Genomic DNA, 25,778 nt, shown 5'->3' with positions numbered 1-25,778 from the left:
GCCTTTGCCGACACTGCAGGCGGTTGCACCGATGGCCCCGCCGCGGTGCCTTTTTCATCTGTTTCTTTCTGGCATCGAACACCATGCACTTTCTTCGCTTTTCCCGCTCCGCCACGCCATTGCACCGGGCCCTGGGCGCTGGCGCGCTCTCGCTGTCCGTGCTGCTGGCCGCCTGCGGCGGTGGCGGCGGCGGGGCTGACAAGCCCGCCCCCACGCCGGTCACTCCCAGCGCCAGCTATGCGTCGGGCACCATTGACGGCTTCGGCTCCATCCTGGTCAATGGGGTGCGGTATGACGAGCGCCAGGCCCGGATCACCGATGGCGATGGCGTCCTGCTGGCCAGCGATGCGCTCAAGCTGGGCATGGCGGTCCATGTCACGGCCGACCCCGTGACCACCGGAAGCGATGGTGTGGCGCGCGCCATGGCCCGCCAGATTCTTGTGCGCAGCGATCTGGAAGGTCCGTTGAGCGCGGTCGTGGGCGACCGGCTGACCGTACTGGGCCAGACCGTGATCGTCGATGCGGCCACGGTGTTCGAGGACGGCCGCGCGGCGGCGCTGCAGGTCGGCCGTGTGCTGGAAGTCCACGGCCTGCGCGATGCGCAGGGCCGCATTCTTGCCAGCCGCATCGAGATCGAGGATGACGCCGACGAGCCCTGGCGCCTGCGCGCGCCTGTCGATGCCGTTGACATGTCGCGCCGCACCCTGCGCATCGGCGAGGCCGTCGTCAACTGGAGCGGCGTGCAGGTTGCCGCCGCGCTGGCTGCCGGCGACGTGGTCAGCCTGCGCCTGGCGCGCCAGCCCGATGCCGCCGGCCTGTGGGTGGCCACCGCACTGTCGGTGCAGCGTCCCACGCTGCCCGAACAGGCAGGCGTGGAGGCCGACGTCACCGGCCATATCACCCGCATGGATTCGCCGACCCGCTTCGTCGTGGACGGCCTGAGCGTGGACGCGGGCAGCGCCACACGCCTGCCCGCCGGCCTTGCCGTGGGCGACCTGGTCGAGGTCGAGGGTATGTTCCAGGACGGGGTGCTTCGCGCCTCCGAGGTCGAGCGCAAGCTGCGGCTGGACAGTGACGATGGCTTCGAGATCGAGGGCCGCATCACCGCTGTCGACAGCCTGGCCGGCATCTTCGAGCTGCGCGGCGTGCGCGTGGACTATCGCAATGCGCGCTTCGAGGATGGCAGCGCTGCCCAAATTGCCGTGGGGCGCGTGGTCGAGGTCAAGGGCCGGCTCTCGGTCGATGGCGCGATGGTGGTGGCCACCGAGGTCGAGTTCGACTAAGGGTTCGCGTTCGCCGCAGGCCGCATGGCCTCGCTTTGCGCACGCGCGGCGGCGGGGCGCACCCACAGCAGGTAGGCAGCGCCCAGCAGCACGATCCACAGGCCGCCCACGACCAGGGCTGCACGGGTGTGGGGGAAGTAGCCGAGCACGCCCAGCACCAGCAGCATGAAGCCGATGGCGGCCAGCGGCGCGGCGGGCCACAGCGGGACCGGGAACTTCAGCGCGGCCACCTGCTGCGGGCTCATGCGGCGGCGCGCCGCGAACTGCGACAGCAGGATCATCAGCCAGACCCAGACCGTGGCGAAGGCGGCGATGGAGGCGATCAGCAGGAACACGTCCTCGGGGATCAGGTAGTTCAGCACCACGCCGGCCAGCAGCGCCACGGCCATCACCACCACGGTCATCCAGGGCACGCCATGGCGCGAGACACGGCCGAAGCCGGCGGGGGCCTGGCCCTGGTGCGCCATGCCGTACAGCATGCGGCCGGCGCCGAAGATGTCGCTGTTGATGGCCGACACGGCCGCCGAGATCACCACGATGTTGAGGATGGTGGCGGCCGAGGAAATGCCCAGGCCGCTGAAGATCTGCACGAAGGGGCTGCCCTGGCTGCCGATCTGCGGCCAGGGGAAGATGCTCATCAGCACGAACAGCGTGAGCACATAGAACAGCAGGATGCGCAGCGGCACGGCGTTGATGGCGCGCGGGATCACGCGCGCCGGGTCCTTGGCCTCGCCGGCCGAGATGCCGATGATCTCGATGCCTCCGAAGGCGAACACCACCACTGCCAGCGATGCAATCAGCCCCGAGACGCCATGGGGCATGAAGCCGCCGTGCACCCACAGGTTCTGCACGCCGGTCGGCGCCTGGTCGGCCGCCATGCCGAAGCCGAACACCATGATGCCCAGGCCGCCGCCGATCATGGCGATGATGGCCGCCACCTTGAGCAGGGACAGCCAGAACTCCATCTCGCCGAACACCTTGACCGAGCACAGGTTGAGCGCGCCGATGAAGCAGACGATGGACAGCACCCAGATCCAGCGCGGCACCTCGGGAAACCAGAACCCCATGTAGATGCCGAAGGCCGTCACGTCAGCCAGGCAGACGATGACCATCTCGAAGGTATAGGTCCAGCCCGTGACGAAGCCCGCGAACGGCCCCAGGTAGTCGCTGGCGTACTGGCCGAAGGAGCCGGGTACGGGGTTGTGCACGGCCATCTCGCCCAGCGCGCGCATCACCATGTAGACCGCCGCGCCCGCCAGCAGGTAGGCGATCAGCACCGAGGGCCCCGCCTGCTGTATGGCCTTGGCCGAGCCGTAGAACAGCCCCGTGCCTATGGCCGAGCCCAGTGCCATGAAGCGGATATGGCGGGCCGACAGCCCTCGGTGCAGGCTGCCTGCAGATGGTGAACTCATGCGCTGTCTCCCCCCGTCATTGGTGAAATGGCTGCCGCATCCACAGGCTGCATCAGCCTGCGGATGGGTCTGCGATCAGATGTATAAGCCTGTATATACAATATGCGCAGACAGCAATTTCCCGGACCGGGGATTACCCGGAGGCGGGAAGAAACGGGAATGGGGGAGGCGCCGAAAGAGCCGACGGGAGTGCTGCCGCAGGCCCCGGTATCAGCCCAGGCCGCCCGTGTGCATGCGGCCTGCGTGGTACAGCAGCGGCGTGTGGCCGGCCTGGTGGCTGCACTGCTCGACCTCGCCGATAAAGATCACATGGTCGCCTTCTTCATGGCGATGGCGGTTGCGGCACTCGAAGACGGTGGTGGCTTCGGACAGCAGCGGCACGCCCTGGGCCGAACTGCGCCAGGCGGTGTTGGCGAAGCGGTCCACGCCCTTGCGCGCGAACAGCTCGGCCAGGGGCTTTTGCGAGGCCGACAGCACGTGGATGGCGTAGTGCGAGCAATGCTGGAACACGGGCAGCGAGGCCGCCGACAGCGCCATGCTCCACAGCACCAGCGGCGGCGTGAGCGAGACGGAGTTGAACGAGCTCACGGTGACGCCCACCGGATGGCCCTGCGGGCTGCGTGCGGTGACGATGGTCACGCCCGTGGCGAACTGGCCCAGCGCGTCGCGGAACTCGCGCGACGAGAACGGGGACTGTGGAGGCAGGGCGGCCATGGCGGCGGGAGGCAGTGCGGAATTCACGGGTGCAAGAACCAGGCGGCAGCAAGGCCGCAGCAGGGCTGCAGCGTTTGGGACGGGCGCCCGGAGCCGGGCAGCAACCTTGCATTATGGGTGCGGATGCCGGCAGAAGCGGCCGATGGGGCCTCTGCCAGGGAGGTCTTTGCCCTGTGTGCGCGGCGCCGGCTCACAGCGCCATGCTCATCTGGGCGGGCGCGGCGTTCTCGTTCAGCCAGGCCTTCATGCGGGCCCGCGTGCAGCGCTGCAGCTGCATCAGCAGCGCATGCTCGGGCCAGGCCAGCGCATGGCGCAGGCACAGGTCCTGCTGCATGCGCGCCAGCAGGGCGGCGGCCATCTCGGCATCGGCCAGCGCCCGGTGGGCACGCTCGGCCACGGGCAGGCCCAGGTGGGCGGTGAGCCGGCTCAGGCTGTGGCTGGGCGCCTCCGGGTAGATGCGGCGCGACAGCAGCACGGTGCAGGCAAAGGGCTGGGGTGCGGCCTCGCCGGCCAGGGCCAGTTCGGACTGCCAGAACTTGCTGTCGAAGGCCGCGTTGTGCGCCACCATGGGGGCGCTGCCCACGAAGCGCGCGGCATCGCGCATCACCTCCTCGGCAGGCGGCGCGGCTGCGACCATGGCATTGGTGATGCCCGTCAGCCGCGTGATGAAGGGCGGTATCCAGGCGCCCGTGCGCATCAGGCTCTGGAAGCGGTCCACCACCTGGCCGCCCTCGATCAGCACGATGGCGACCTCGGTGGCACGCGCGCCCTGGGCGGGCGCCATGCCCGTGGTTTCAAAGTCGATGACGGCAATCGGCTGCGGCATGGGGCGATTGTGCCCGGCAGTGCCCGACCGGCGTGCCGGGGCGGCTATTCCTCGGCCTGGCTGCCGTCGGCCGCGCCCAGGCGCTGCACGACCTGGTCGAGCAGGGCGTAGAGCTGCTCGATCTCTTCATGGCCCACCAGGCGCTCGATCTCGGCATAGGTCTCGGAGGAGTGCGGCGCGATCTCGGCCACGATGGCGTGGCCGGCCGCCGTGAGCTCGAACTCGGCGCCGCGCATGTCGCTGGCGTGGCGCGAGCGCTCCACCAGCTGCCGGCCTTCCAGCGTCTTGAGCAGGCGCGAGAGGCTGGGCATGCTGATGTAGGTGGCCTGCGACAGCTCCATGGGCCGCAGCCTGTGCGTGACCGCCGCCATGGCGCGCAGCACGCGCCACTGCTGTTCGGTCAGGCCATGGGCGCGCAGCATGGGCCGAAAGCGCACCATGACCGATTCGCGGGCGCGCAGCAGCGCCATGGGCAGGGAGCGCGAGAAGGCGCGCAGCGGCTCGGGGGCAAAAGAGGGCGTGGTCTGGGGCATGTTCGGCAGCATCTGTCGGCTGGATTCTATGCAGCCGCCGCTCCCTCCCCGGAGCGGCGTTGCGGGCGCCTTGTCAGGCCGGGGCCTCAATAGGTCTGGCTTTTCGGCGCGGGGGCTGCTGCCTGCTTGAAGCGCGCAGCCAGCGCGCTGGTGGCCTGCACCAGCACGCTGGTGTCCAGGCCCACGGCCGTGAAGGTGCAGCCCAGCTCCAGGTACTTGCGCGCCAGGGCCTCGTTGGGCGTGAGGATGCCGGGCGCCTTGCCCGCGCGGCGTATGCGGGCGATGGCGTCGGCAATCGCCTCCTGCACCTCGGGGTGGCCGGGGTTGCCGATGTGGCCCATGGAGGCCGACAGGTCGGCCGGGCCGATGAAGACGCCGTCCACGCCCTCGGTGGCGGCAATGGCGTCCAGGTGGGCCAGCGCCTGGCGCGTCTCCACCTGCACCAGCACGCAGACCTGGGCGTTGGCTTCATGGGCGTAGTTGGCGCGCCGGCCCCAGGCCGAGGCGCGTGCGCCGCCCATGCCGCGGATGCCGCCCTGGCCGTCGGCCTGCGGATAGCGCGCGGCGCGCACGATGCGTGCGGCCTGCTCGGCCGTGTCCACCATGGGCACGAGCAGGGTCTGCACGCCGATGTCCAGGTACTGCTTGATCAGCATCTCGCCGACCTCGCCGTGTCCCATGGGCACGCGGGCAATGGCATGGCTGTCGGGATAGGCCGCGATGGCCTGCAGCTGCGCCAGCAGGGTGCGCGTGTCGTTGGGCGAATGCTCGCCGTCGATCAGGAGCCAGTCGAAGCCGGCGCCCGCGCAGATTTCCGCCGAATAGGCGTCGGCCAGGCCCAGCCACAGGCCGATCTGGGGTTGGTCGGCCGCAATGGCGGCCTTGAAGCGGTTCACAGGTGTCTGCATGGTGTGATTGTCCGGGCCTCAGTGGCCCATGCACAGGTACTTGGTGCTCACGTATTCCTCTATGCCGGCGGCGCCGCCCTCGCGGCCCATGCCCGACTGCTTGACGCCGCCAAACGGCGCCACGGCCGTGCTGATGATGCCGCTGTTGATCCCCACCATGCCGTACTCCAGCGCCTCGCCCACGCGCCACACGCGGCCCACGTCGCGGGCGTAGAAGTAGGCGGCCAGGCCGTACTCGGTGTCGTTGGCCATGCGGATGGCCTCTTCCTCGGTCTTGAAGCGGAACACGGGCGCCACGGGGCCGAAGACCTCTTCCCTGGCGATGCGCATGCGGTCCGTGGCGTTGGCCAGGATGGTGGGCTCGTAGAAGGTGCCGCCCAGCGCGTGGCGCTTGCCGCCCAGCACGACCTCGGCGCCGTTCTTCACGGCATCGGCCACCAGTTCCTCGACCTTGTCCACGGCGGCCTGGTCGATCAGCGGGCCCTGGCCCACGCCGGCCTCCAGGCCGTTGCCCACCTTGAGGGCCTGCACGGCGACCTTGAGCCTGGCCATGAAGGCGTCGTACACGCCGTCCTGCACCAGCAGGCGGTTGGCGCACACGCAGGTCTGGCCGGTGTTGCGGTACTTGGAGGCCATGGCACCTTCGACGGCGGCATCGAGGTCCGCGTCATCGAAGACGATGAAGGGCGCGTTGCCGCCCAGCTCCAGCGACATCTTCTTGAGCGTGGGCGCGCATTGCTCGGCCAGCACGCGGCCCACTTCGGTGGAGCCCGTGAAGGTCAGCTTGCGCACGGCCATGCTGGCCGTGAGCACGCCGCCGATGGCGCGCGAGGAGCCCGTGATCACGCTGAACACGCCCTCGGGAATGCCGGCGCGCTGGGCCAGCTCGGCCATGGCCAGGGCCGACAGCGGTGTCTGCTGCGCGGGCTTGACGATGATGGTGCAGCCCGCCGCCAGGGCCGGCGCGACCTTGCGCGTGATCATGGCGGCCGGGAAGTTCCAGGGCGTGATCGCGGCGCAGACGCCCACGGGCTCCTTGGTTACGATGATGCGCTTGTCGGCCCAGGGCGCGGGCACGGTGGAGCCGTAGATGCGGCGGGCTTCCTCGGCAAACCACTGCACGTAGGAGGCCGCGTAGGCGATCTCGCCGCGCGACTCGGCCAGGGGCTTGCCCTGCTCGCTGGTCATGATCAGGGCCAGGTCCTCCTGGTTCTCCATCATCAGCTCGAACCAGCGATGCAGCAGGCGCGCGCGGGCCTCGGCGGTCTGCTGCTTCCAGAGGGTGAAGGCGCGCTCGGCGGCGGCGATGGCGCGCTGCGTCTCGGCCTCGCCCATGCGGGGCACATGGCCCACGGACTCGCCCGTGGCGGGGTTGTGGACGTCGATGCGGCTGCCATCGTCGGCGGCCAGCCATTGGCCGTCGATCAGGCAGAGGTTCTTGAGCAGGCTGGGGTCACGCAGGGCAAGCGGCATGGGAAATCTCCAATAAGGGCGGGGCAGGCGTCGGGACGACGGCGCCTAGACAAAACGGAATTGCAGGCGGCCCAGCGGGCCGTAGTCGGCATCGAACAGGTCGCCGGCCCTGGCCGCCACGGGGCGCGTGAACGAGCCGGCCAGCACGGTCTGGCCGGCCTCCAGGGCCTCGCCCCAGGGCGAGAGCTTGTTGGCCAGCCAGGCTACGCCGATGGCGGGATGGCCCTGCACGCCGGCAGCCAGGCCGGTCTCCTCGACCACCCCGTTCTGGCGCAGTATGGCGCCGCACCAGGGCAGGTCAAGCACCCCGGGAACAGCCTGCCCGGCGCCGACCACGATGCCCGCATTGGCCGCGTTGTCGCTGATGGTGTCGTAGACCTTGCGCATGGCCTTGGTGTGGCGGTCGAACTGCTCGATGCGCGCGTCGATGATCTCGATGGCCGGCGTCACATGGTCGGTGGCGTCCAGCACGTCCTGCAGCGTGATCTCCTTGCCGCCGGGCAGGCCCGGGCCGCGCAGCGGCGCCTTGAGCACGAAGGCCAGCTCCACCTCCACGCGCGGCGCGATGAAGTGGGCGGCCGGGATGTCCAGCACCTGGCCCGGCGTGCAGCGGTAGAGCATGCTGTCGAGCAGGGTGCCGTAGTCGGGCTCGTCGATCTGGCTCGATATCTGCATGGCGCGCGAGGTCAGGCCGATCTTGTGGCCGATCACCTTGCGGCCCGCCGCGATCTGCAGGCGCACCCATTCGCGCGAGACGCGGTAGCCATCCTCCACGGTCATGCCGGGAAAGCGCTTGGAGAAATGCTCGACCTGCACGCGCGTCTTCTCGCTGCGGTCGAGCTCCTGGGCCAGTTGGGTCAACAGTTCTTGGGAAAACATTTCAAGGCTTGGAAAAGAGGGGGTGGAGTGTGCTGTGCTTGCCGTCGTAGACCTGGCCCGGGCTTTCATCGACCTGCACGGTCAGGCCCAGGTGGCGCTGCGCGAACAGCGGCTGCAGGTGGCGGCGCGCGCAGGCCAGCAGGGCGTCGCCGGCCTGCTGCTGCACGGCGGCCGAGCGGCCCCGGCCCATGCGCAGGTTGATGTAGATGAAGCCGTAGTCGCCATCGCCGCCCGCTGCGCGGCCCGCAGCCCCGCCATCGGCCACGGCGCTGTGCGGCGCGGGGTAGGCCAGCACGCGCGTGCCGCCCGTGGGAAAGACCTGGGCGCCGTCTTCGGCACGCACGGTGAGCATGGCGTCGGCCAGGGCGCGGCACAGCTGCGTCATGTCGGTGTGCGCGTCCAGGCTGGCCGTGTAGAGGATGACCACGTGCGGCATTCAGGCCACCTCCATGGTGGCGGCCGTGCAGCTCACGGCGAAGATGGGAATGGGCTGGCAGTACAGCACCTGGCCCGCGCCGCGCGCGGCGGCGGCCACGGCGATGAAGCTGCGGATCTCGAAGCCGCCCTGGCCGCCGTCGCGGTAGGTCTCGGCGTCGGTGTACGACAGCAGCGCGTCCCGGTCGTTGCGGCACCAGCGGTCCATGAACTGCTGGTCCCATTCCCAGTTGACCTTGCCCGAGTCGGGCGTGGCCGGCCAGTGCGAGATGCCGCCCGTGCCCACGATGGCGATGCGTTCGGGCGCCTTGTCGCAGGCGCGGCGCAGGGCCTCGCCAAAGGCCCATGCGCGGTGCAGCGGCGTCAGCGGCGGGCCCTGGCAGTTGATGTTGACGGGGATGATGTCCTTGTCATAGGCCGGCGTCAGAAAGTGCAGCGGGACCATGATGCCGTGGTCGAACTTCCACTCCTCGGCAAAGGCCACGTCCACGGTCTGCATGACCTCGGTGATCAGGCGCCGCGACAGCTCGGCATTGCCGGGGATGCGGTGGCGCTCTATGCCCAGCCAGGCCGGGTCCTCGATGGGCCCTTCGTAGTGGTCTGCCATGCCGATGGCATAGGCCGGCATGTTGTTCATGAAGAAGTTGGCGAAGTGCTCGGCCGCGATGACGATCACGGCGTCGGGGCGCGCCGCCTCCAGCCGTGCGCCCATGTCGCGGAAGGCGGCATGGAAGGCATCCCTGGTGGCCGGATCGGCCAGGTGTGCGCGGCCCGTGATGCCGGGCGCGTGGCTGCAAACGCCTGCAAATACCAGACTCATCTCAAACTCCTGCGATCTTTTCGTTGGTGGCTGTCGTCATCGCGTAGACGCCCGCGCGCACCGGTCCGTGCTTTTGCACGCCGTCGCGCATGGCCTGCAGGTAGTCGGCCCAGGGCATGCCCAGCAGCGGCGCGAAGTGCATCAGCAGCTGGCCGTTGCAGCCCAGCACGTAGAGCTTGCCGATGTCGCCCTGGAACATGGCTTCGTATTCCTCGGGCTCCAGCGCGTACTCGGCCAGCAGCGCGGCGCGGTCCTCGGCAAAGCGCCGCTGCACCTCGGGCTCGCGGTTGAGCTGGAACAGGAATTTCTGCATGGTGTACAGGCTCATGGCGTCTCCCGGTGGTCCAGCCTCAGCCCAGCGTGATGTTGGCGCGGCGGATGATGGCTTCGTACTTGGCGATTTCGCTGGTGACGAAGGCTGCGAACTGCTGCGCCGTGCCGGCCTGCGAGACGATGCCGCCGCGCGCGAAGGCGTCCACCACGGCGGGCTCGGCCAGGGCCTTGACCACGGCGGCGTTGATGCGCTGCACCAGCACATCGGGCGTGGCGCCGGGTGCCAGCAAACCCTGCCAGGAGTTGGATTCCAGCGCCACGCCCTGCTCGGCCAGCGTGGGCACCTGGGGAGCGAACTGCGAGCGCTGGCGCGTGGCCATGCCCAGGGCCACCAGCTTGCCGCTTTGCACATGGCCACGGAACTCGGGCCAGTTGCCGAACATCACGTCCACCTGGCCGCCCAGCAGGTCGGCCAGCGCCGGGCCCTGGCCCTTGTAGGGGATGTGGACCATGTCGATGCCCATCTCCTGGCACAGCAGCGCGCCCGACAGATGGGCCGAGGTGCCGTTGCCGAACGAGGCATAGCTGAGCTCGCCGGGCCTGGCCTTGGCGCGGTTGCGCAGATCGGCCAGCGTCTTCAGTCCGCTGCCCGGGTGGGTGGCCAGCACATGCTCGGACAGGCCCATCAGCGCCACGGGCTTGAGGTCGCGCGTGGTGTCGTAGGGCAGGTTCTTCACCAGCGTCTTGTTGGCCGTGAAGCTGTTGGCCACGCACACCAGGGTGTAGCCGTCGGCCGGCTGCTTGGACACATAGTCCACGCCGATCACCGTGCCCGCGCCGGGCTTGTTCTCCACGATCACAGGCTGGCCCAGGGACTTGCCCAGCTCGGTGCCCACCAGGCGCGCCACCAGGTCGGTGGTGCCGCCCGGCGTGAAGGGCACGATGATGCGCAGCGGCTTTGCGGGCCAGGTGCCGGCCGGGCTACCGGGCTGGGCCTGGGAAAGGCCCGGGAGCATCAGCGCTGCGGCCGTGGTGGCTGCGGTGGATTGCAGGAAATGGCGGCGTTGCATGTCTTGTCTCCTCGGTTCTCTTTGTCGTTGTCGCTGGTCGCGCGTTCAGACGCCCCAGTGCGGGATATGGTGCGAGCCCAGCGAGACGGCCACGTTCTTGGGCTCGCAGAAGACCTCGTAGCTCCAGCTGCCGCCCTCGCGGCCCGTGCCCGAGGCCTTGGTGCCGCCAAAGGGCTGGCGCAGGTCGCGCACGTTCTGGCTGTTGACGAAGCACATGCCGGCCTCGATGGCGGCGGCCACGCGGTGGGCGCGGCCCACGCTCTCGGTCCAGACGTAGCTGGACAGGCCGTACTGGATGTCGTTGGCCAGGCGCACGGCCTCGGCCTCGTCGCTGAAGGGGATGATGCAGGCCACGGGGCCGAAGATCTCGTCCTGGGCGATCTGCATGCGGTTGTCCACGTCGGCAAACACCGTGGGCAGCACGTAGTTGCCCTTGCGCACGCGCTCGGGCAGCACGGGCGCATCCAGGCCGCCGCACAGCATGCTGGCGCCTTCCTTCTGGCCCAGTTCGATGTAGTGGCGCACCTTGGCCAGGTGGCTGGCGCTGATCATGGGGCCGACGATGGTGGATTCGTCCAGCGGGTCGCCCACGGTGATCTTCCTGGCGCGCTCCACGAAGCGGTCCACGAACTTCGCGTAGATGCCCTTTTGCACCAGGATGCGGCTGCCGGCCGTGCAGCGCTCGCCGTTGTTGGAGAAGATCATGAACACGGCCGCATCCAGCGCGCGCTCGAAGTCGGCGTCGTCAAAGATCACGAAGGGGCTCTTGCCGCCCAGCTCCATGCTGAACTTCTTGAGGCCGGCGGCCTGCACGATGCGGTTGCCGGTCTGGGTCGAGCCCGTGAACGAGACGGCGCGCACATCGCGGTGGCGCACCAGGGGCTCGCCCGCGTCCTTGCCGTAGCCGTGCACCAGGTTGAGCACGCCGGGCGGAATGCCGGCCTCCAGCGCCAGCTCGCCCAGGCGCGCGGCCGTCATGGGCGACAGCTCGCTCATCTTGAGCACGGCCGTGTTGCCGAAGGCCAGGCAGGGCGCCACCTTCCAGGTGGCGGTCATGAAGGGCACGTTCCACGGCGAGATCAGCGCGCACACGCCCACGGGGTGGAACAGGGTGTAGTTCAGGTGCGTGGGCGTGGGATAGGTATGGCCGTCCACGCGCGTGCACATCTCGGCAAAGTAGTAGAAGTTGTCGGCCGCGCGCGGCACCAGCTGCTTGCCGGTCTGGGCGATGACCTGGCCGCAGTCGTTGGTCTCGGTCTGCGCGATCTCGGGCACATGGCGGGCGATCAGGTCGCCCAGCTTGCGCACGAGCTTGGCGCGTTCGGTGGCGGGCGTGTTGGCCCATTTCGGGAAGGCGTTCTTCGCGGCGGCGACGGCGGCCTGCACCTCGGCCTCGCCGCCAGCGGCAACCTCGGCCAGCACCTCCTGGGTGGCGGGGTTGACGGTCTCGAAATAGTCCTTGCCGGCGACGGCCTTGCCGTCGATCAGGTGGTCAATGCGCATGGGGATTCCTTGGCGTGTGCGATGGGTTCAGGAGGCGGCCGGCGCGTCGCCGACGATGGTGTTGACCAGGCGGCCCAGGCCTTCGATCTCGGTGACGATCTCGTCGCCCACGCGGGAATCGGCCACGCCGTCGGGCGTGCCGGTGAGGATGAGATCGCCGGGGTTCAGCGTCATGAAGCCCGATAGGTGGGCGATCAGCGAGGGGATGTCATGCACCATGTCGCGCGTGCTGCCGTCCTGCTTGAGCTCGCCGTTGACCCAGCTGCGCAGGCGCAGGTTCATGGGGTCGGGCACATCGGCCGCATCGACGAACCACGGGCCCACGGGCGTGGCGCCGTCGCGGTTCTTCACGCGCAGGTTGGGCCGGTAGAAGTTCTCCAGGTAGTCGCGTATGGCGTAGTCGTTGGCCGTGCAGTAGCCGGCGACCACGCTGTAGGCGTCTTCGCGGCGCACGTTGCGGCAGGTCTTGCCGATGACCACGCCCAGCTCGCACTCGAAGTGCATGTAGGCCACGTCGGCTGGGCGGTACGTGCGGCCGTGGTGGCCGTTCAGCGTGTTCGGGCCCTTGAGGAAGACCAGCGGCTCCTCAGGCGCCTTGTTGAAGGCGATTTCCTTGGCATGGTCCGCATAGTTCAGGCCCAGCGCGAAGACCGTGCCGAACTGCAGCGGCGGCAGCCACTGCACGGCGGTCTCCGCCACCAGGCGGCCATCGGGCAACTGCACCTGTCCGTGCGGGCCTTCGGTGACCTGCAGGCTCTGTCCTTCGAAGATGACGCGTCCGTGCTTCATGCTGCTGCTCCCTGTTCTGCCACCACCGAATGCGTGAGCCGGCCCAGGCCGGGCACCTCGATGACCACGCGGTCCCCGGGCCGCGCCAGCGGCGCGCCTTCGCCCGGGCCCAGCAGCAGCACGTCGCCGGGCGACAGCGTCATGAATTCGGTCACGTCGGCCAGCAGCCTTGCGGGCGAGCGCACCAGGTCGGCAAAGCCGCGCTGCCAGACCTGTTCACCATTGATGGACACCGTGAGTTCTGCCGCTTGCGCATCGGAGCCTGCGCCGCGCACCAGCGTGCCCAGCGGGCAGAAACCGTCGCGGCAGCGCTGGCGGATGGCGGGGCGGTAGTAGTTCTCGTGCGGCAGCGTGAGGTCGCTGGCGATCAGCCAGCCGGCCACATGGTCCATGGCCGTTGCTTCGCTGACGCGCGTGGCGCTGCGGCCGATCACCAGGCCGATGCTGGCATCGACGCGGACCTCGCCCGGATCGGCCGGCACGGCCACCGCAGCGCCATCGCGCGCCCAGGTGTTGCGCGGCTTCAGGTAGAGCACGGGGGCGCGCGGAGCGGCCTTGTAGGGCGCGCTGTCGAACTGCGGCGAAAGGCGCTGCACGGTGGCCTGCTGGTTGAGCAGCGTGCCGTAGACCGTGCCCAGCGCAAGGCCGTCATCCAGGAGAAAGGGCTGAATCTGCATGGTGTGGATTTAGTTAACGTGGTAATTATTGTTTTTGCAACAAGCCCCGTCAACACGGTGGATTCAGGGTTTTCCCAGGCCGCAGCAAAAAGCCCCTGCGCGGCGAACCGTGCAGGGGCTTGAAGGGGGTACCGGGCGCTGCTGGTGCTGGCGTCAGCCGCGGCGGCGGCGCAGTGCGGCCAGGCCGCCCAGGGCCAGCGCCAGCAGCGCCTGGGACAGTGTGGACAGGCCGGGCACGGGGGTGGCCGTGGCGCCGGGCGGCAGGGCCGCAGGCGCGGCCACCGCCACGGGGTCCACGATGACGCCGTTGGCGGTCAGGTCGCTGTCTCCCGTCTGCCCGTCGGTGATGTCGAAGCTCACCGAGCGGCGGTCGGGTGCGAAGCGGTAGGCCGACGCGGCCAGCTCATACCAGTGCGCCGCAGGCGCAGCGGTCGTGGGGCCGTACTTCCAGAGCGTGGCCTGGGCGGGTGCGGCTTCAGGCAGGTCCATGCGGATGGTGGCCATGGAGCCCGGCGTGCCGCCCATGAGCACGAAGCTCAGGCTGCCGTAGGGCATGCGCAGGTTGCCCGGCAGCGGGCTTTGCGAGGGCGCAGGCTGAAAGCCTGCCGAGTTCGAGGCGAACTGCCATTGGTCCGCACCCACGTTGCCCGTGCCGTTGCTCACGCCCGCCGTGTTGCTGCCTGTGCCGATCTGCGTGCCGATGGGCACGGGCTTGCTCAGGGCCAGCACAGCCGGCGCGCTGGCCGTGCCCGAAGCCGGCAGGTTGACCGCATGCACGCGATAGCTCACGGCAGCGTCCAGGCCGGTGAAGGACAGCGTGGCGGCCGTGCCGGCTGCGGTGCTGACCGTGTTGCTGGCAGGGGCCGGCAAGCCGGCGGCATCCAGGCCGGCCATGACCTGTTCCCAGCTGGGGACGGGCGCATTGGCGGGCAGGGCCACGGCGCGCAGGCTGCCGCCCATGCTGGGCGTGGCCTGGACCACGGCCGATGTCTGGTCCACGGCCTGGGCGGACAGGGCCACGGTGGACAGCGCCGGCACCGCCAGGCTGTCCAGGCGCGCCTTTTTCCAGGCGGCATAGGGCAGGTCCTTGGCCACGGTGCCATCGCCGTAGAAATCGGCATCGCCGCAGTCGCTGATGATGTCCACGCTGCCGCCTGCGTCCAGGCTGGCCGGCATGGCGCCTATGCCTTCGGCCGAGCAGGCGGTATTGGGCACGGTAATGGCGGCCAGGTCGGCAGCGCGCGGGCGCAGGTTCAGGGCCAGGCCAGCGCCGTTCACGCGGCCATCCCAGGAATAGAGCTGGAAGTTGCGCGGCGCGGTACCCGTGGCGCTGGCCGAGGGGCCGGCAATGATCAGGTACTCGCCAGCCGCGTTCTTGCGGATTTCGCGGATGCCGCGGCCGCCCAGGTCCAGGCGGATGGGCTGGCCCATGGTCGCGCTGCCCTTGCTGCCGCCATCGGCCGCAGGCAGGGCCGCGAAGTTGGTCACGGGCACGATCAGCGCATGCGTGCGGCCCGTGGCGTCGTCCGCCGTGACGGCGGGCGCGCCCGGCGCCGGCACCAGCGGCGCGCGAAAGCCCAGCCAGGCGGCGCCGTCGTTGGGGCTGGTGGACATGCCTTCGATGGAAAAGCCGCTCATCGTCTCGGCCTCGGGCGCCTTGGTGGCGCCGCCGTCCGAGCTGGCCACCAGGCCCAGGTAATTGGCGGCAAGGCCGTCATGCGCGGCCGCGTCCCAGCTGCGCAGGTCCTCGCGCAGCCAGCGGTAGTAGCCTCGTGCGGTCAGCGCCGTGGAGGCGCCGGAGCCGGTCACATCCATCGCCGCCAGGCGCCAGCGGTCGGTGCGCGACTTGCCGCTCTTGTTGTTGGAGTGCGAGCCCGCCACGTACACGCGGCTGCCCAGGGCAAAGCTGGCCTCGATGTCCATTTCCTCGTCGCTCTTGCAGCTGTCCAGGCCCGTGAGGCCGGCGCCGGTGCAGGCGGCGGCATCGGCCAGGCCCAGGGCGGTCCTGTCCAGCATCAGCGGCTTGATGGGCAGCCCGCCGGCCGGGCCATAGGCCGAGAAGGAGTTGCCGGCCGGCAGCGCATTGCCCGAGGCATCCTGGGCAGGCGCCTCGTCGTCGCCCACCAGCATGGTGGCGGCATCGATGACGATGGCCGTCGATGCGTCCGAGCGCCCGGCCAGCCAGCGTGGGCTGGTGTTGGCTGCAGTGTTGGCCGAGGCCGCGTACTTGATGGTGCGGCTGACGGAGGCGCCGCCCGCGTTGGTCAGCGTGACGGTGATGTCGGCATAGCCCACGCCGGTGGGCGTGATCCTGAGCACGGCGTTGCCACCGCTTTGCGTCGCCACCAGGCCGTTGGCGGCGACCACGGCGAGATTGCTGGACGTGGCGCTGACCGTGGCGGCCGGATCGCTGACGGTGAAGGACAGGCCCGTGCCCGCGAGGACATCGCTGGCATCGCCGACCACGCCCGAATAGGCGGTCAGCGCGGGCAGGGAAGTCGTCGGGGGCGGGCTGGTGGTGACGGGCGCGGAAATGCCGGCCGCCCCGCCGCCCAGGCTGTTCACCGCGCGCACGCGCACCAGGTGGCTGCCGGCCGCCAGTCCGTCCACGGTCTGGCTGGTGCCGAACACCGCCAGGCTGTGCGACACGGTGGCGAAGCCGTCGCTGGACAGTTCGACCAGGTAGTAGGACGCGCCGCTCACGCTGGCCCACTGCGCCTGCACGCTGTTGCCCGAGGCGCTGGCATTCACGCTCGCAGGGGCTGCGGGCACGGTAGCCGGCGGGGACACTTCGGGTGCCCAGGCCAGGCCGTACAGCACGCCGTCGATGCCCGACGCCAGCGGCTGCGGCGTGCCAGCCAGCGTGCCGGTGCGGCCCGAGGCATCGAACAGGCGATACAACTGCCCGTCGGAGCCGGTGGCCAGCAGCATGACCGCGCCCTGGCCCAGATGCACGGCTGCCAGGCCATGGGCGCCTGCCAGCGGCGCCGAGCCCCGGGCCACCCAGATGCCCGCTTCCAGCGTGTACTTGCGCACCGTGCCGGTGCCATCGTTGTTGGCGGCCACGTAGAGCGTGTCTGCGCCCGGCGTGCCATCGAGATCGAGGAAGGCCAGTCCGCGCAGGTTGTTGCCCGCCAGGCCCGGCAGCGCGCTGACTGCGGGCGTGCCTGTCGTGGGCAGCCCGGTTCCGATCCTGTTGAGCGTGTCGCCGCTGGCAAAGGCCGCGTATAGCTGGCCATCGGCCATGGTGATGCCCTGGGTGTTCTTGTTGCTCAGCTGGGTGGCGCTGGTGGCATCTTTCTGGACGAACCAGATGCCGCGGTTGGCGCTGGGGCTGCCGCTGCCGCTGGCCCAGGCGCGGCTGCAGTCGTCGCTGACCACGCTGCGAAAGGCATCGCCGACCAGGGCCGTACCGCCCAGCCGCGTGCCATTGCCCACCACACCGTCGGCATCGACAAAGGCCACGCCGCGTGCCGCCGCCGTCTTGGGATCGGCGCCGCCCGGTGCCACCGCATAGCCGGGGACCGTCAGGCACAGGCCGTTGGCCGAGCGGTTGAGCAGGCCTTCCGAGCCCGTGCTGCTGGCCGTCAGCGGCGTTGCACCGCCTGACAGCGGCAGCGATTGCACCAGCGTGCCGTCCACGCGGTACTCGTCCAGGTACACGGGCAGGGCGCCCGTGCCGGTGCCCACGCGGTAGGCCACCAGGTTGCCCGGGGTGAACGGCGCGGACCATGCAGCGCCACACAGGGCCAGGCAGGCCGTTGCAATTGCCTTGTGCCGCCAATCCAAAGTATCCATGCGCATGCTCACCATCCCCTGTGTGACAAATCGCGCGACTGTAAAAGGCGGCTGTGACAGCCCGGTGACGGCAGGCCATGCACGATGGTGGCAAGCTGCCATGCAAAAAAAGACGGCTCCCGCGGGGGAGCCGTCTTTGGTTCATTGCGCCGTGAAGCCTGCGCTTTGCTTTTTCTGGTTATGGGCGCCGCATGTCCACGGTGCAGCGGATCAGCGGATCAGCAGCACCGGCACCTGGCTGCCGGCCAGCACCTGGGTGCTGACCGAGCCCATGACCAGGCGGCCCAGCGCGCCATGGCCATGCGTGCCCATGACCAGCAGGTCGAACTTGCCTTCCTCGGCGGCCTTGATGATGGAGTCGGCGACCGGGCCCACCTTGCTCAGGCGCGTGGCCTGCACGCCGTGTTCGGCCAGGTAGCTGCACACGGGGTCCAGCACCTTGGTCGATTCCTCGGCGTAGTACTCGTCCACCACCTCCTTGCCCAGTGCGGCGCGCGCGCGGGCCGGCAGCTGGGGCTGGACGGTGATGGCGCTGTAGCTGTGGGCGGAGCCCAGGATCTCGGGGTGCGAGGTCAGGTAGGCGAGCATCTTCTGGGTGTAGGGGCTGCCATCGACTGCGAGCAGGATGTTCATGAAAGTCCTCCTTTGGTATGGCCCAAGACTAAGCCCAAGCCGGGATGGAGTGCTTGATCCAGGTCAAGCGCGGACCGGCGCATCTGCCATCTCTGCCGCCCCTGCGGTCATGTGCGCCGGCAACTCGATGGTAGAGCGCGGGAAAAAGCCCTCCTGCTCGCCCTTGCGTGCATAGCCCAGCGGGTTGGCCACCACGCGGCAGCGCCAGGCGCTGCCATCGTCGCGCAGGCCCTCGGCCACATAGTCGCTGGGCGAATGCAGGTGGCCGTGCAGCCACAGGTCGGCAAAGGGCAGCAGGTCGTCGAGCACATTGCAAAAGCCGGCCGTGCCGGGCACCAGGCCATAGCGCGGATCGGCGCTGCGCAGGCTGGGCGCGAAGTGCGTGACGGCCACCGTGGGGCCGTCGAAAGGCCGGGCCAGCGCCTGGCGCAGCCATTGCTGGCAGACCAGCGACTGCTCGCGCATGGGCTCGGCCAGAAAGGGCTCGCCGCCGCGCGTGCCGCCGGTCTTTTGCAGGTAGAAATTGGCGGCGCGGAAGGCCTTCTCGCGCAGCTTGAGCAGCCGGGTCAGGTCGGTCACGCCTTCGTGCATGGACATGGCGTCGTAGTCGCTCCACAGCGTGGTGCCCACGAAGCGCACGCCGCCCAGCACGGCGGTCTCGCGCTCCAGCCAGACCATGCCCATGCGCTCGCAGGCGGCACGCAGGCGGGCATGGGCGGCGTCGAAGTCCTGCATGTCGTACTCATGGTTGCCCGGCACGAAGATCACGGGGCAGGGCCAGCCCGCGTACTGGGGCAGGGGAGAGAAGCGCTCCAGCCCGAAGTGCTCGCCTTGCAGCAGGCTGCCGCTCTGGTAGGAGCCTATGTCGCCGGCCAGCACCAGCACGTCGGCATCGGGTGCGGGCTCGGCGATGAAATGCGGATGGGCCTCGAGGTGCAGGTCGGACAGCAGCTGGATCTTCATGCGGCCAAGTGTAGAACCTGCGCTGGCGCGCGCCCCCGCAACACGCTCTCAGGTGTGCGGGAAGGTGGCCTCGGCCGAGCGCGTGAGCGTGCGCAGCAGCCATTCATAGGCCTGCGGATGCTGGCCGCGCCGGCGCCACAGCGCGTCCACATGCACGGGCTGCACGTCGAAGGGCAGCTCGCGCAGCACCAGCTTGTCGGCCATGCCGGTCACGGGCACGAAGTGGCGCGGCAGGATGGTCAGCAGGTTGGAGTTCATGACCACGCGCCCGGCCGTGAAGAACTGGTTGACGGTGAGCACCACCTGGCGCGTGCGGCCCAGCGAGGCCAGGGCCTCGTCGATGAAGCCGAAGGAGCGGCCCGAGAAGCTCACCAGCATGTGGCGCGCCGCGCAGTAGTTGTCCAGCGTCAGCGGCACATCGGCCAGCGGATGGCCCTGGCGCATCACGCACAGGTACTCGCCTTCATAAAGGCGCCGGCTGTCGAAGGCCACCAGGGCGCCCGACTGCGCGCGCGCCGTCAGGTCGGCCAGCGCGGCGGGGAAGTAGCCCACGGCCATGTCGGCCTCGCCGGCCTCCAGCAGGCCGCGCGGGTCGCGCGTGGTCAGCGGCAGCACGCGGATGCCCACGCCGGGCGCCTCGCGCTCCAGCAGGCTGAACATGGGCGGGATCAGCGTGGCCGCCGTGGCGTCGGCCATGGCCAGCACAAAGGTGGCGGTTGCGGTGGAAGGGTGGAATTCGCCCGGCGTCAGCGTGTCCTGCAGCTGCTGCAGCGCCTCCCGGATCACGGGCCACAGCGCCAGTGCGCGCGGCGTGGGCTCCACGCCCTGGCCCTGGCGCACCAGGAGCTCGTCGCCCAGGGCCTCGCGCAGGCGTCGCAGGGCGTTGCTCACGGCCGGCTGGGTGATGGCCAGCTTGTGGGCCGCCCGCGTCAGGCTGCGCTCTGCCATCACCTCGTCGAAGACGCGCAGCAGGTTCAGATCCAGTGTGCGGAAGTTCAGGGCAGACATGGCGGCGGGCGCTGAGTCATCACTGACGTGAATGCTACAGATTCAAGATATAAATTTGAAGAGCTCTAGGGTAAACCCTATAGTTACACCTAGTCGCCCGCCACGCCGTCAAAAGCGGCTATTTAACTGGGTTTATCTGCCATGAGCAACTTCATTTACAACTCCTACTGTGTCGAGCACCCTGGTGTGGTGCATGTCTATCAAGCCGCCGATGACCGCAAGAGCGCTGCCAAGCGTTTCTCCGGCAAGCGTGGCGCCAGCGCCCTGCTGCTCGCTGCCCTGGTGGCCGCGCTGATGGTGGTGGTCAACGAGGTCGCCCACAACTGGACCGACGGCCACATGCTGGGCGCCTGGGTGGTGCTGTGGGTTGCCGCCTTCATGGGCCTGGCCCTGTTCTCCGCTCCCGCCCGCCGCGCTGCCATGACGGCCCGCGCCGGCTACCGCGCCTGGACCGAGAGCCGCCAGCAGGCTGCCGCCGACGAGCGCATCTGGAATGCCGCCCTGCAGGACGCTCGCCTGATGGCCGACCTGGCCCGCGCCATGGATCGTCAAGGCAACTGATCTCTGCCTGGGGCGCCTTGCGGCGCTCCTCCAAAAAAGCCGCTGCCCACAAGGCGCGGCTTTTTTGTTGTCTGGGGGCGTCGTTGAAACGCCACAAAAAAAGCCTCGCAATGCGAGGCTTTTTCCATGGGTCGAGAGCTACTCAGGGATTCATTGTTCTGTGCATCTTCCACAGTCCATGAAACTGGCGCTGCCCAAAGCAAGGGGCACCGAGGAAGGGCCGCCCCGCACCGAGGGTGCCGTCCCCCCCGCGAAGCGAGAGGGGGAAGCGGCGTAGCCGCTCAGGGGGAGCTTTATGTCCCCAGGCGCTTTTCCAGTTCGGCCTTGGTCACCAGCAGCTCTTGGGGCAGCTTGTGGGCCAGCTTGTCGAAGTGCTCGGTGTGCAGCTGCATTTCCTCGGCCCAGGCGGCCTTGTCGATGCTGGTCACGCTGGCGAACTGGTCGGCGGAGAAGTCCAGGCCGGTCCAGTTGATCTCGGCGTACTGGGGCGCAATGCCGAAGGCGGTCTGCTCGCCCTGGGCCTGGCCTTCGAGGCGGTCGATCATCCACTTCAGCACGCGCATGTTCTCGCCGTAGCCGGGCCAGACGAACTTGCCGTCGGCGTTCTTGCGGAACCAGTTGGTGGTGAAGATCTTGGGCAGGGCGGCGCCCTGGCCTTCGATCTTGGCGCCCAGCGTGAGCCAGTGCTGGAAGTAGTCGCTCATGTTGTAGCCGGCAAACGGCAGCATGGCGAAGGGGTCGCGGCGCACCACGCCCTGGGCGCCGAAGGCGGCGGCCGTGGTTTCCGAACCCATGGTGGCGGCCATGTAGACGCCTTCGGTCCAGTTGCGGGCCTCGGTCACCAGCGGCACGGTGGTGGAGCGGCGGCCGCCGAAGATGATGGCGTCGATCTTCACGCCCTTGGGATCGTCCCAGGCTTCGTCCAGCGCGGGGTTGTTGGTCGCGGCCACGGTGAAGCGGGCGTTGGGGTGGGCGGCCTTGGCGCCGGTTTCGCGGGCAATCTGGGGCGTCCAGTCCTTGCCTTGCCAGTCGATCAGGTGATCGGGCTGCTTGCCGGTGTCCTTGTCCATGCCTTCCCACCACACGTCGTTGTCATCGGTCAGCGCGACGTTCGTGAAGATCACGTTCTTGTCGAGGCTGGCCATGCAGTTGGGGTTGGTGTGGTAGTTCGTGCCCGGGGCCACGCCGAAGTAGCCGGCTTCGGGGTTGATGGCGCGCAGCGAGCCGTCGGCCTGGGGCTTGATCCAGGCGATGTCGTCGCCGATGGTGGTGACCTTCCAGCCTTCGAAGACCTTGGGCGGCACCAGCATCGAGAAATTGGTCTTGCCGCAGGCGCTGGGGAAGGCCGCAGCCACGTGGTACTTCTTGCCCTGGGGGTTGGTCACGCCCAGGATGAGCATGTGCTCGGCCAGCCAGCCCTGGTCGCGGCCCATGGTGGAGGCGATGCGCAGCGCAAAGCACTTCTTGCCCAGCAGGGCGTTGCCGCCGTAGCCCGAGCCATAGCTCCAGATTTCGCGCGTCTCGGGGTAGTGGACGATGTACTTGGTCTTGTTGCAGGGCCAGCTGGTCTGGTCCTTCTCGCCTTCGGCCAGGGGCGCGCCCACGGTGTGCACGCAGGGAACGAACTCGCCTTCGACGCCGATCACGTCATACACGGCACGGCCCATGCGGGTCATGATCTTCATGTTGACGGCCACATAGGCGCTGTCGGACAGCTCCACGCCCACGTGGGCGATGGGCGAGCCCAGCGGGCCCATGGAGAAGGGCACCACATACATGGTGCGGCCGGCCATGCAGCCGTCGAACAGCGGCTGCAGCGTGGCGCGCATCTCGTTCGGGGCCATCCAGTTGTTGGTCGGGCCCGCGTCTTCCTTGTTGGCCGAGCAGATGTAGGTGCGGTCCTCGACGCGCGCCACGTCGGACGGGTCGGACCAGGCCAGGTAGCTGCCGGGGCGCTTGACGGGATCGAGCTTCTTGAAGGTGCCGGCATCGACGAGCTGCTGGCACAGCTGCTCGTACTCTTCCTGGGAGCCGTCGCACCAGTGGATCCGGGCGGGCTTGCACAGTGCGGCCATCTCGGCCACCCAGGCGATCAGTCGGCTGTTCTTGACGTAGGCAGGGGCCTGGATGTTCAGGCCTTGCATGACGGGTGCGTTCATCGCGGAGCTTCCTTCAATTGAAAAAACCAGTTTTTCAAAGGGGACGCGCCTGTTGCCGCACCAACTTTGAGAAACGGGCTCTTGTTCAGTCGGCGCGCGAAGGAAGCTCTTCTCGGGGCGGCGAGGCGGCGCTGGCGGAAGCTGGCGGCGCACCGGCTGGGGATTCGATTCTAGGGAGCGGTCACGAATTTGTCAGCAAACGAATGGCAAAAACTATGCATTCTGTGCATTGAAATATGCAAGATGATCTGTCTGTTTGCCTATGCAATAGGCAAACAAAAAGCCCCGCAAAGCGGGGCTTGGTGCAGGGGACGAAGGGGCCGTATCAGGCCATGTTGACGGCGATGAAGGCCAGCAGAAACATCATCACGGCGCCCGCCAGGGGCAGGATGACGGGCATGTAGGGGACGATGGCCTCGGTGGCGTCTTCGGGGGGCGACTGCTCGCCGTGGTTCGCTGCGGGATCATGCGACATGCAAAAGCTCCTGGCTGCCAATGGGGATGCCCCATTCTAGGCAGGCCTGCCCGCCAGCGCCTTCGGGGAAAGCCATGACACAAGGGGCCAGGGGCCAGGGGCCTGCTAGGGCTCTAGACGGCGTTGACCTGCATGCCTTCGGCCTGCAGGGCAGCGATGACCTCTTCGATATGGGCCTTGTTGCGGGTCTGCAGCACCAGCTCGATTTCCACGCTCTGCGCGGCCAGCATGGTGAAGGCGCGCTGGTGGTGGACTTCCTCGATATTGGCCCCCGCCGCCGCCACCGTGGCCGTGATGCGCGCCAGCACGCCGGGCACGTCGCGTGCGCTGACCTTGATGCGCGCCAGCCGCCCGGAGCGCACCATGCCGCGCCCGATGATGGCCGCCAGCAGCAGCGGGTCGATGTTGCCGCCCGACAGGATCAGCCCCACCTTCTTGCCCGCGAAGTGCTGCGGATGGCGCAGCAGCGCGGCCAGGCCCGCGGCGCCCGCACCCTCGACCAGGGTCTTCTCGATCTCCAGCAGCATGAGCACGGCCTGCTCGATGTCGCCTTCATCGACCAGCAGCATGTCGTCCACCAGGCGCGATACGACTTCCTGCGTGATCGCGCCGGGCTGGGTGACGGCAATGCCCTCGGCGATGGTCGAGGTGCCCATGGGCAGCCCGGCCTGGCGCACGGCATTGAACATGGACGGAAAGCGCTGGGTCTGCACGCCGATGATCTCGATGTCCGGGTTCAGCCCCTTGGCAGCCGTGGCCACGCCCGCGATCAGGCCGCCGCCGCCGATGGCCACGATGAGCTGGTCCAGGTCGGGCTGCTCGGCCAGCATCTCCAGCGCCAGCGTGCCCTGGCCCGCCGCGATCTGCTCGTCGTCATAGGGGTGGACGAAGCACAGGCCCTGCTGCTCGGCCAGCGTGTAGGCATGCTGGCGCGCCTCGGCCAGGGAGTCGCCGTGCAGCACGATCTCGGCGCCGAAGCCGCGCGTGCGCTCCACCTTCACGCCCGGCGTGAAGCGCGGCATGACGATGACGGCACGCACGCCCAGGCGCTGCGCGTGGTAGGCCACGCCCTGGGCATGGTTGCCGGCGCTCATGGCGACCACGCCGCGTGCGCGCTCCTCGGGCGAGAGCTGGGCCAGCTTGTTGAGGGCGCCGCGTTCCTTGAACGAGGCCGTGAACTGCAGGTTCTCGAACTTGAGGTAGACCTGCGCTCCCGTGATCTGGGACAGCGTGCGCGATTCCACGCAGGGCGTTTCGAGCACGGCGCCGCGCAGGCGGTCGGCGGCGTTCTGGATGTCTTGGAGGCTGAGCATCACGCATTGTGGCGCACGTCGGCCCGGGCGCGCGGCAGGGCACGCCATGGATTCCCCGCAGAAAGCGCCGCACCGGCGCGATCCATAAAATGAGAATCATTCTTGTCTTTGGGGCGCACACCGCTCCGGCTGGCCATGGCTCTTTCCTCTGTCCAAACACCTGCACGCCCTCCGCGCTGGCTGGGGCGGGGCACGCTGCGTGCCTGCGACTTCAGCGGTCCCGACTACCGCATCCTCGACGCCGAGGTCACGGCCGAGGACGCGCTGCTGGCCGGGCACCTGCAGTCCTGGCAGGTCCAGCCCGGCCTGTGGCTGCATGGCGTGGAGGCGCGCGACCTGCGCACCATGAGCACGCGTTCGCCGGCCGTGCCGGGGCTGCACCTGGTCGTGCTGCTGGAGGGCTGCGTGGACGTGGCCTTCGGCAGCCAGGGCCTGCAGATGCAGGTGGCGCCCGCCAGCCCGGCCGGTGCCCATGTGCAGGCCTGCGGCGCCGTCATCCATTCGCGGCCCGGCGACATGTTCATGCGGCACTGGCGGCGCGGCAAGTTCGAGCGCAAGCTCAGCATCACCGTGCAGCCGCAATGGTTTGCCGCCCAGGCCCTGCCCATGGTCGCGCCACCGCTGCTGCGGCACTGGATGGAGCAGCAGTTGCTGGCCATACAGCCCTGGCAGCCATCGCCGCGCGCCGTGGCGGTGGCCGAGCAGATCATCCAGCTGGCGCGCGAAGGCTCTGCCCCCCTGCTGCTGGCCAGCCGCGCGCTGGAGCTGGTGCACGAGGCCGTGCAGGCGCTGGACGCGCCCGAGCCCGATCCGGCGCAGACCGTGCCGGGCGTGCCGGGCGTGCTGGGCGTTCGCGAACACCGGCGCATGGCGCGCCTCAAGGCCTTGCTGGACAGCGGCGGCGACGGCTGCCGCCCGCTGGCCGAGATCGCGCGCGAGGTCGGCCTGAGCGCCAGCGCCCTGCAGCGCCAGTTCCGCCTGGCCTACGGATCGAGCATCGACGGGTACCGGCGCGAGCAGCGGCTGGAACGCGCCTGGGCCGCGCTGGAGCAGACGGGCTGCAGCGTCTCCGAGGTCGCGCATGCGGCCGGCTATTCCAGCGCCGCCAATTTCTCCACGGCCTTCAAGCGCCGCTTCGGCATCTCTCCCAAGCTGGTGCGCGCCAGGCTCTGAGGGCCTGATGGGCTTATGGGCTTATGGGCTTATGGGCTTATGGGCGCGCTGCGCAAACGTCGGCGGGGCTGGCGCAAACCCCGCGGGCGCCGGGCGATGC

Annotated in this window: 23 protein-coding genes and 1 pseudogene; 3 read left to right on the top strand and 21 right to left on the bottom strand. The window is 69.0% G+C overall.

The features are described from left to right. Nucleotides 1-83 precede the first annotated feature (83 nt). Nucleotides 84-1,283 (top strand): DUF5666 domain-containing protein, encoded by a 1,200-nt coding sequence (locus BW39_RS17750; RefSeq protein ID WP_043823465.1) that lies wholly within the window; start codon nt 84-86, stop codon nt 1,281-1,283. Here the strand turns inward: BW39_RS17750 and BW39_RS17745 are convergent. The 18 genes and pseudogenes from BW39_RS17745 to BW39_RS17660 all read right to left on the bottom strand — a co-directional run bounded on the left by BW39_RS17745 (nt 1,280) and on the right by BW39_RS17660 (nt 19,997). After that, nucleotides 1,280-2,695: an amino acid permease gene (locus tag BW39_RS17745; protein WP_043823369.1), complete on the bottom strand. Its 1,416-nt coding sequence runs from the start codon at nt 2,693-2,695 to the stop codon at nt 1,280-1,282. The two genes, BW39_RS17750 and BW39_RS17745, sit on opposite strands and share 4 nt — an antisense overlap. A 210-nt stretch (nt 2,696-2,905) precedes the next feature. Beyond that, entirely contained in the window at nt 2,906-3,409 is a 504-nt protein-coding gene (locus BW39_RS17740) for a flavin reductase family protein (protein ID WP_012202035.1), read from the bottom strand. A 190-nt stretch (nt 3,410-3,599) separates the two neighbouring features. Beyond that, nucleotides 3,600-4,235 carry a 3'-5' exonuclease gene (locus tag BW39_RS17735; protein WP_043823367.1) on the bottom strand — a complete coding sequence of 212 codons (636 nt, stop codon included), beginning with the start codon at nt 4,233-4,235 and terminating at the stop codon, nt 3,600-3,602. A 44-nt stretch (nt 4,236-4,279) separates the two neighbouring features. Beyond that, the gene (gene hpaR / locus BW39_RS17730) at nt 4,280-4,768 is read right to left on the bottom strand and encodes a homoprotocatechuate degradation operon regulator HpaR (protein WP_013800005.1); all 489 of its coding nucleotides are present in this window, start codon (nt 4,766-4,768) and stop codon (nt 4,280-4,282) included. Nucleotides 4,769-4,854: 86 nt separating this feature from the next. Next, nucleotides 4,855-5,676, bottom strand: a complete 822-nt coding sequence (locus BW39_RS17725; RefSeq protein ID WP_012202038.1) for an aldolase/citrate lyase family protein — start codon at nt 5,674-5,676, stop codon at nt 4,855-4,857. Between the two features lie 18 nt (nt 5,677-5,694). Next, nucleotides 5,695-7,149, bottom strand: coding sequence for an NAD-dependent succinate-semialdehyde dehydrogenase (locus tag BW39_RS17720; protein WP_043823364.1), 1,455 nt, complete (start codon nt 7,147-7,149; stop codon nt 5,695-5,697). A gap of 45 nt (nt 7,150-7,194) precedes the next feature. Further along, nucleotides 7,195-8,028 carry a 2-oxo-hept-4-ene-1,7-dioate hydratase gene (hpaH, locus tag BW39_RS17715; protein ID WP_043823361.1) on the bottom strand — a complete coding sequence of 278 codons (834 nt, stop codon included), beginning with the start codon at nt 8,026-8,028 and terminating at the stop codon, nt 7,195-7,197. A 1-nt stretch (nt 8,029) separates the two neighbouring features. Continuing rightward, complete coding sequence (locus BW39_RS17710; protein WP_043823359.1) at nt 8,030-8,464, bottom strand: 5-carboxymethyl-2-hydroxymuconate Delta-isomerase; 435 nt, start codon at nt 8,462-8,464, stop codon at nt 8,030-8,032. Then, entirely contained in the window at nt 8,465-9,283 is an 819-nt protein-coding gene (locus tag BW39_RS17705) for an extradiol ring-cleavage dioxygenase (protein WP_012202042.1), read from the bottom strand. Between the two features lies 1 nt (nt 9,284). Further along, on the bottom strand, nt 9,285-9,611 hold the full coding sequence (locus BW39_RS17700; RefSeq protein WP_043823357.1) for an aromatic ring-opening dioxygenase LigA: 327 nt from the start codon (nt 9,609-9,611) through the stop codon (nt 9,285-9,287). A gap of 22 nt (nt 9,612-9,633) precedes the next feature. Continuing rightward, nucleotides 9,634-10,629, bottom strand: a pseudogene (locus tag BW39_RS17695) (tripartite tricarboxylate transporter substrate binding protein); the annotation flags it as partial. A gap of 42 nt (nt 10,630-10,671) precedes the next feature. Beyond that, nucleotides 10,672-12,129, bottom strand: a complete 1,458-nt coding sequence (gene hpaE / locus BW39_RS17690) for a 5-carboxymethyl-2-hydroxymuconate semialdehyde dehydrogenase (protein ID WP_017405675.1) — start codon at nt 12,127-12,129, stop codon at nt 10,672-10,674. 27 nt (nt 12,130-12,156) lie between these two features. Further along, entirely contained in the window at nt 12,157-12,918 is a 762-nt protein-coding gene (locus BW39_RS17685) for a fumarylacetoacetate hydrolase family protein (protein ID WP_043823352.1), read from the bottom strand. Beyond that, complete coding sequence (locus BW39_RS17680; protein WP_043823350.1) at nt 12,915-13,595, bottom strand: fumarylacetoacetate hydrolase family protein; 681 nt, start codon at nt 13,593-13,595, stop codon at nt 12,915-12,917. The genes BW39_RS17685 and BW39_RS17680 overlap by 4 nt, the downstream gene beginning before the upstream one ends. Before the next feature lie 153 nt (nt 13,596-13,748). Continuing rightward, a complete protein-coding gene (locus BW39_RS17675; RefSeq protein ID WP_235264229.1) occupies nt 13,749-17,393 on the bottom strand; it encodes a choice-of-anchor U domain-containing protein in 3,645 nt (1,214 codons plus the stop codon). A 210-nt stretch (nt 17,394-17,603) separates the two neighbouring features. Beyond that, on the bottom strand, nt 17,604-18,026 hold the full coding sequence (locus tag BW39_RS17670; protein ID WP_012202049.1) for a universal stress protein: 423 nt from the start codon (nt 18,024-18,026) through the stop codon (nt 17,604-17,606). Nucleotides 18,027-18,089: 63 nt separating this feature from the next. Continuing rightward, on the bottom strand, nt 18,090-18,989 hold the full coding sequence (locus tag BW39_RS17665) for a metallophosphoesterase (protein WP_043823349.1): 900 nt from the start codon (nt 18,987-18,989) through the stop codon (nt 18,090-18,092). 48 nt (nt 18,990-19,037) lie between these two features. After that, nucleotides 19,038-19,997, bottom strand: a complete 960-nt coding sequence (locus BW39_RS17660; protein WP_013800015.1) for a LysR family transcriptional regulator — start codon at nt 19,995-19,997, stop codon at nt 19,038-19,040. 141 nt (nt 19,998-20,138) lie between these two features. Between BW39_RS17660 and BW39_RS17655 the strand changes: the two genes are divergently transcribed. After that, on the top strand, nt 20,139-20,558 hold the full coding sequence (locus tag BW39_RS17655; RefSeq protein ID WP_012202052.1) for a hypothetical protein: 420 nt from the start codon (nt 20,139-20,141) through the stop codon (nt 20,556-20,558). A gap of 293 nt (nt 20,559-20,851) precedes the next feature. Here BW39_RS17655 and BW39_RS17650 read toward each other — a convergent pair whose 3' ends face one another. The 3 genes from BW39_RS17650 to BW39_RS17645 all read right to left on the bottom strand — a co-directional run bounded on the left by BW39_RS17650 (nt 20,852) and on the right by BW39_RS17645 (nt 24,505). After that, complete coding sequence (locus BW39_RS17650; RefSeq protein WP_043823347.1) at nt 20,852-22,717, bottom strand: phosphoenolpyruvate carboxykinase (GTP); 1,866 nt, start codon at nt 22,715-22,717, stop codon at nt 20,852-20,854. Between the two features lie 325 nt (nt 22,718-23,042). After that, the gene (locus tag BW39_RS31715) at nt 23,043-23,192 is read right to left on the bottom strand and encodes a hypothetical protein (protein WP_013800017.1); all 150 of its coding nucleotides are present in this window, start codon (nt 23,190-23,192) and stop codon (nt 23,043-23,045) included. Nucleotides 23,193-23,305: 113 nt separating this feature from the next. Beyond that, entirely contained in the window at nt 23,306-24,505 is a 1,200-nt protein-coding gene (locus BW39_RS17645; RefSeq protein ID WP_034397582.1) for a threonine ammonia-lyase, read from the bottom strand. A 135-nt stretch (nt 24,506-24,640) separates the two neighbouring features. Here BW39_RS17645 and BW39_RS17640 point away from each other — a divergent pair, with 135 nt between their 5' ends. After that, the gene (locus tag BW39_RS17640; protein WP_043823345.1) at nt 24,641-25,678 is read left to right on the top strand and encodes a helix-turn-helix transcriptional regulator; all 1,038 of its coding nucleotides are present in this window, start codon (nt 24,641-24,643) and stop codon (nt 25,676-25,678) included. The last annotated feature ends 100 nt before the right edge of the window (nt 25,679-25,778 follow it).

Origin of the sequence: Delftia sp. RIT313, from assembly GCF_000632165.1 — a bacterium.
GTDB lineage: Bacteria > Pseudomonadota > Gammaproteobacteria > Burkholderiales > Burkholderiaceae_C > Comamonas > Comamonas acidovorans.
Note: the sequence above shows the minus strand (reverse complement) of the source record. Positions and strands in the feature narration are given on the sequence as shown.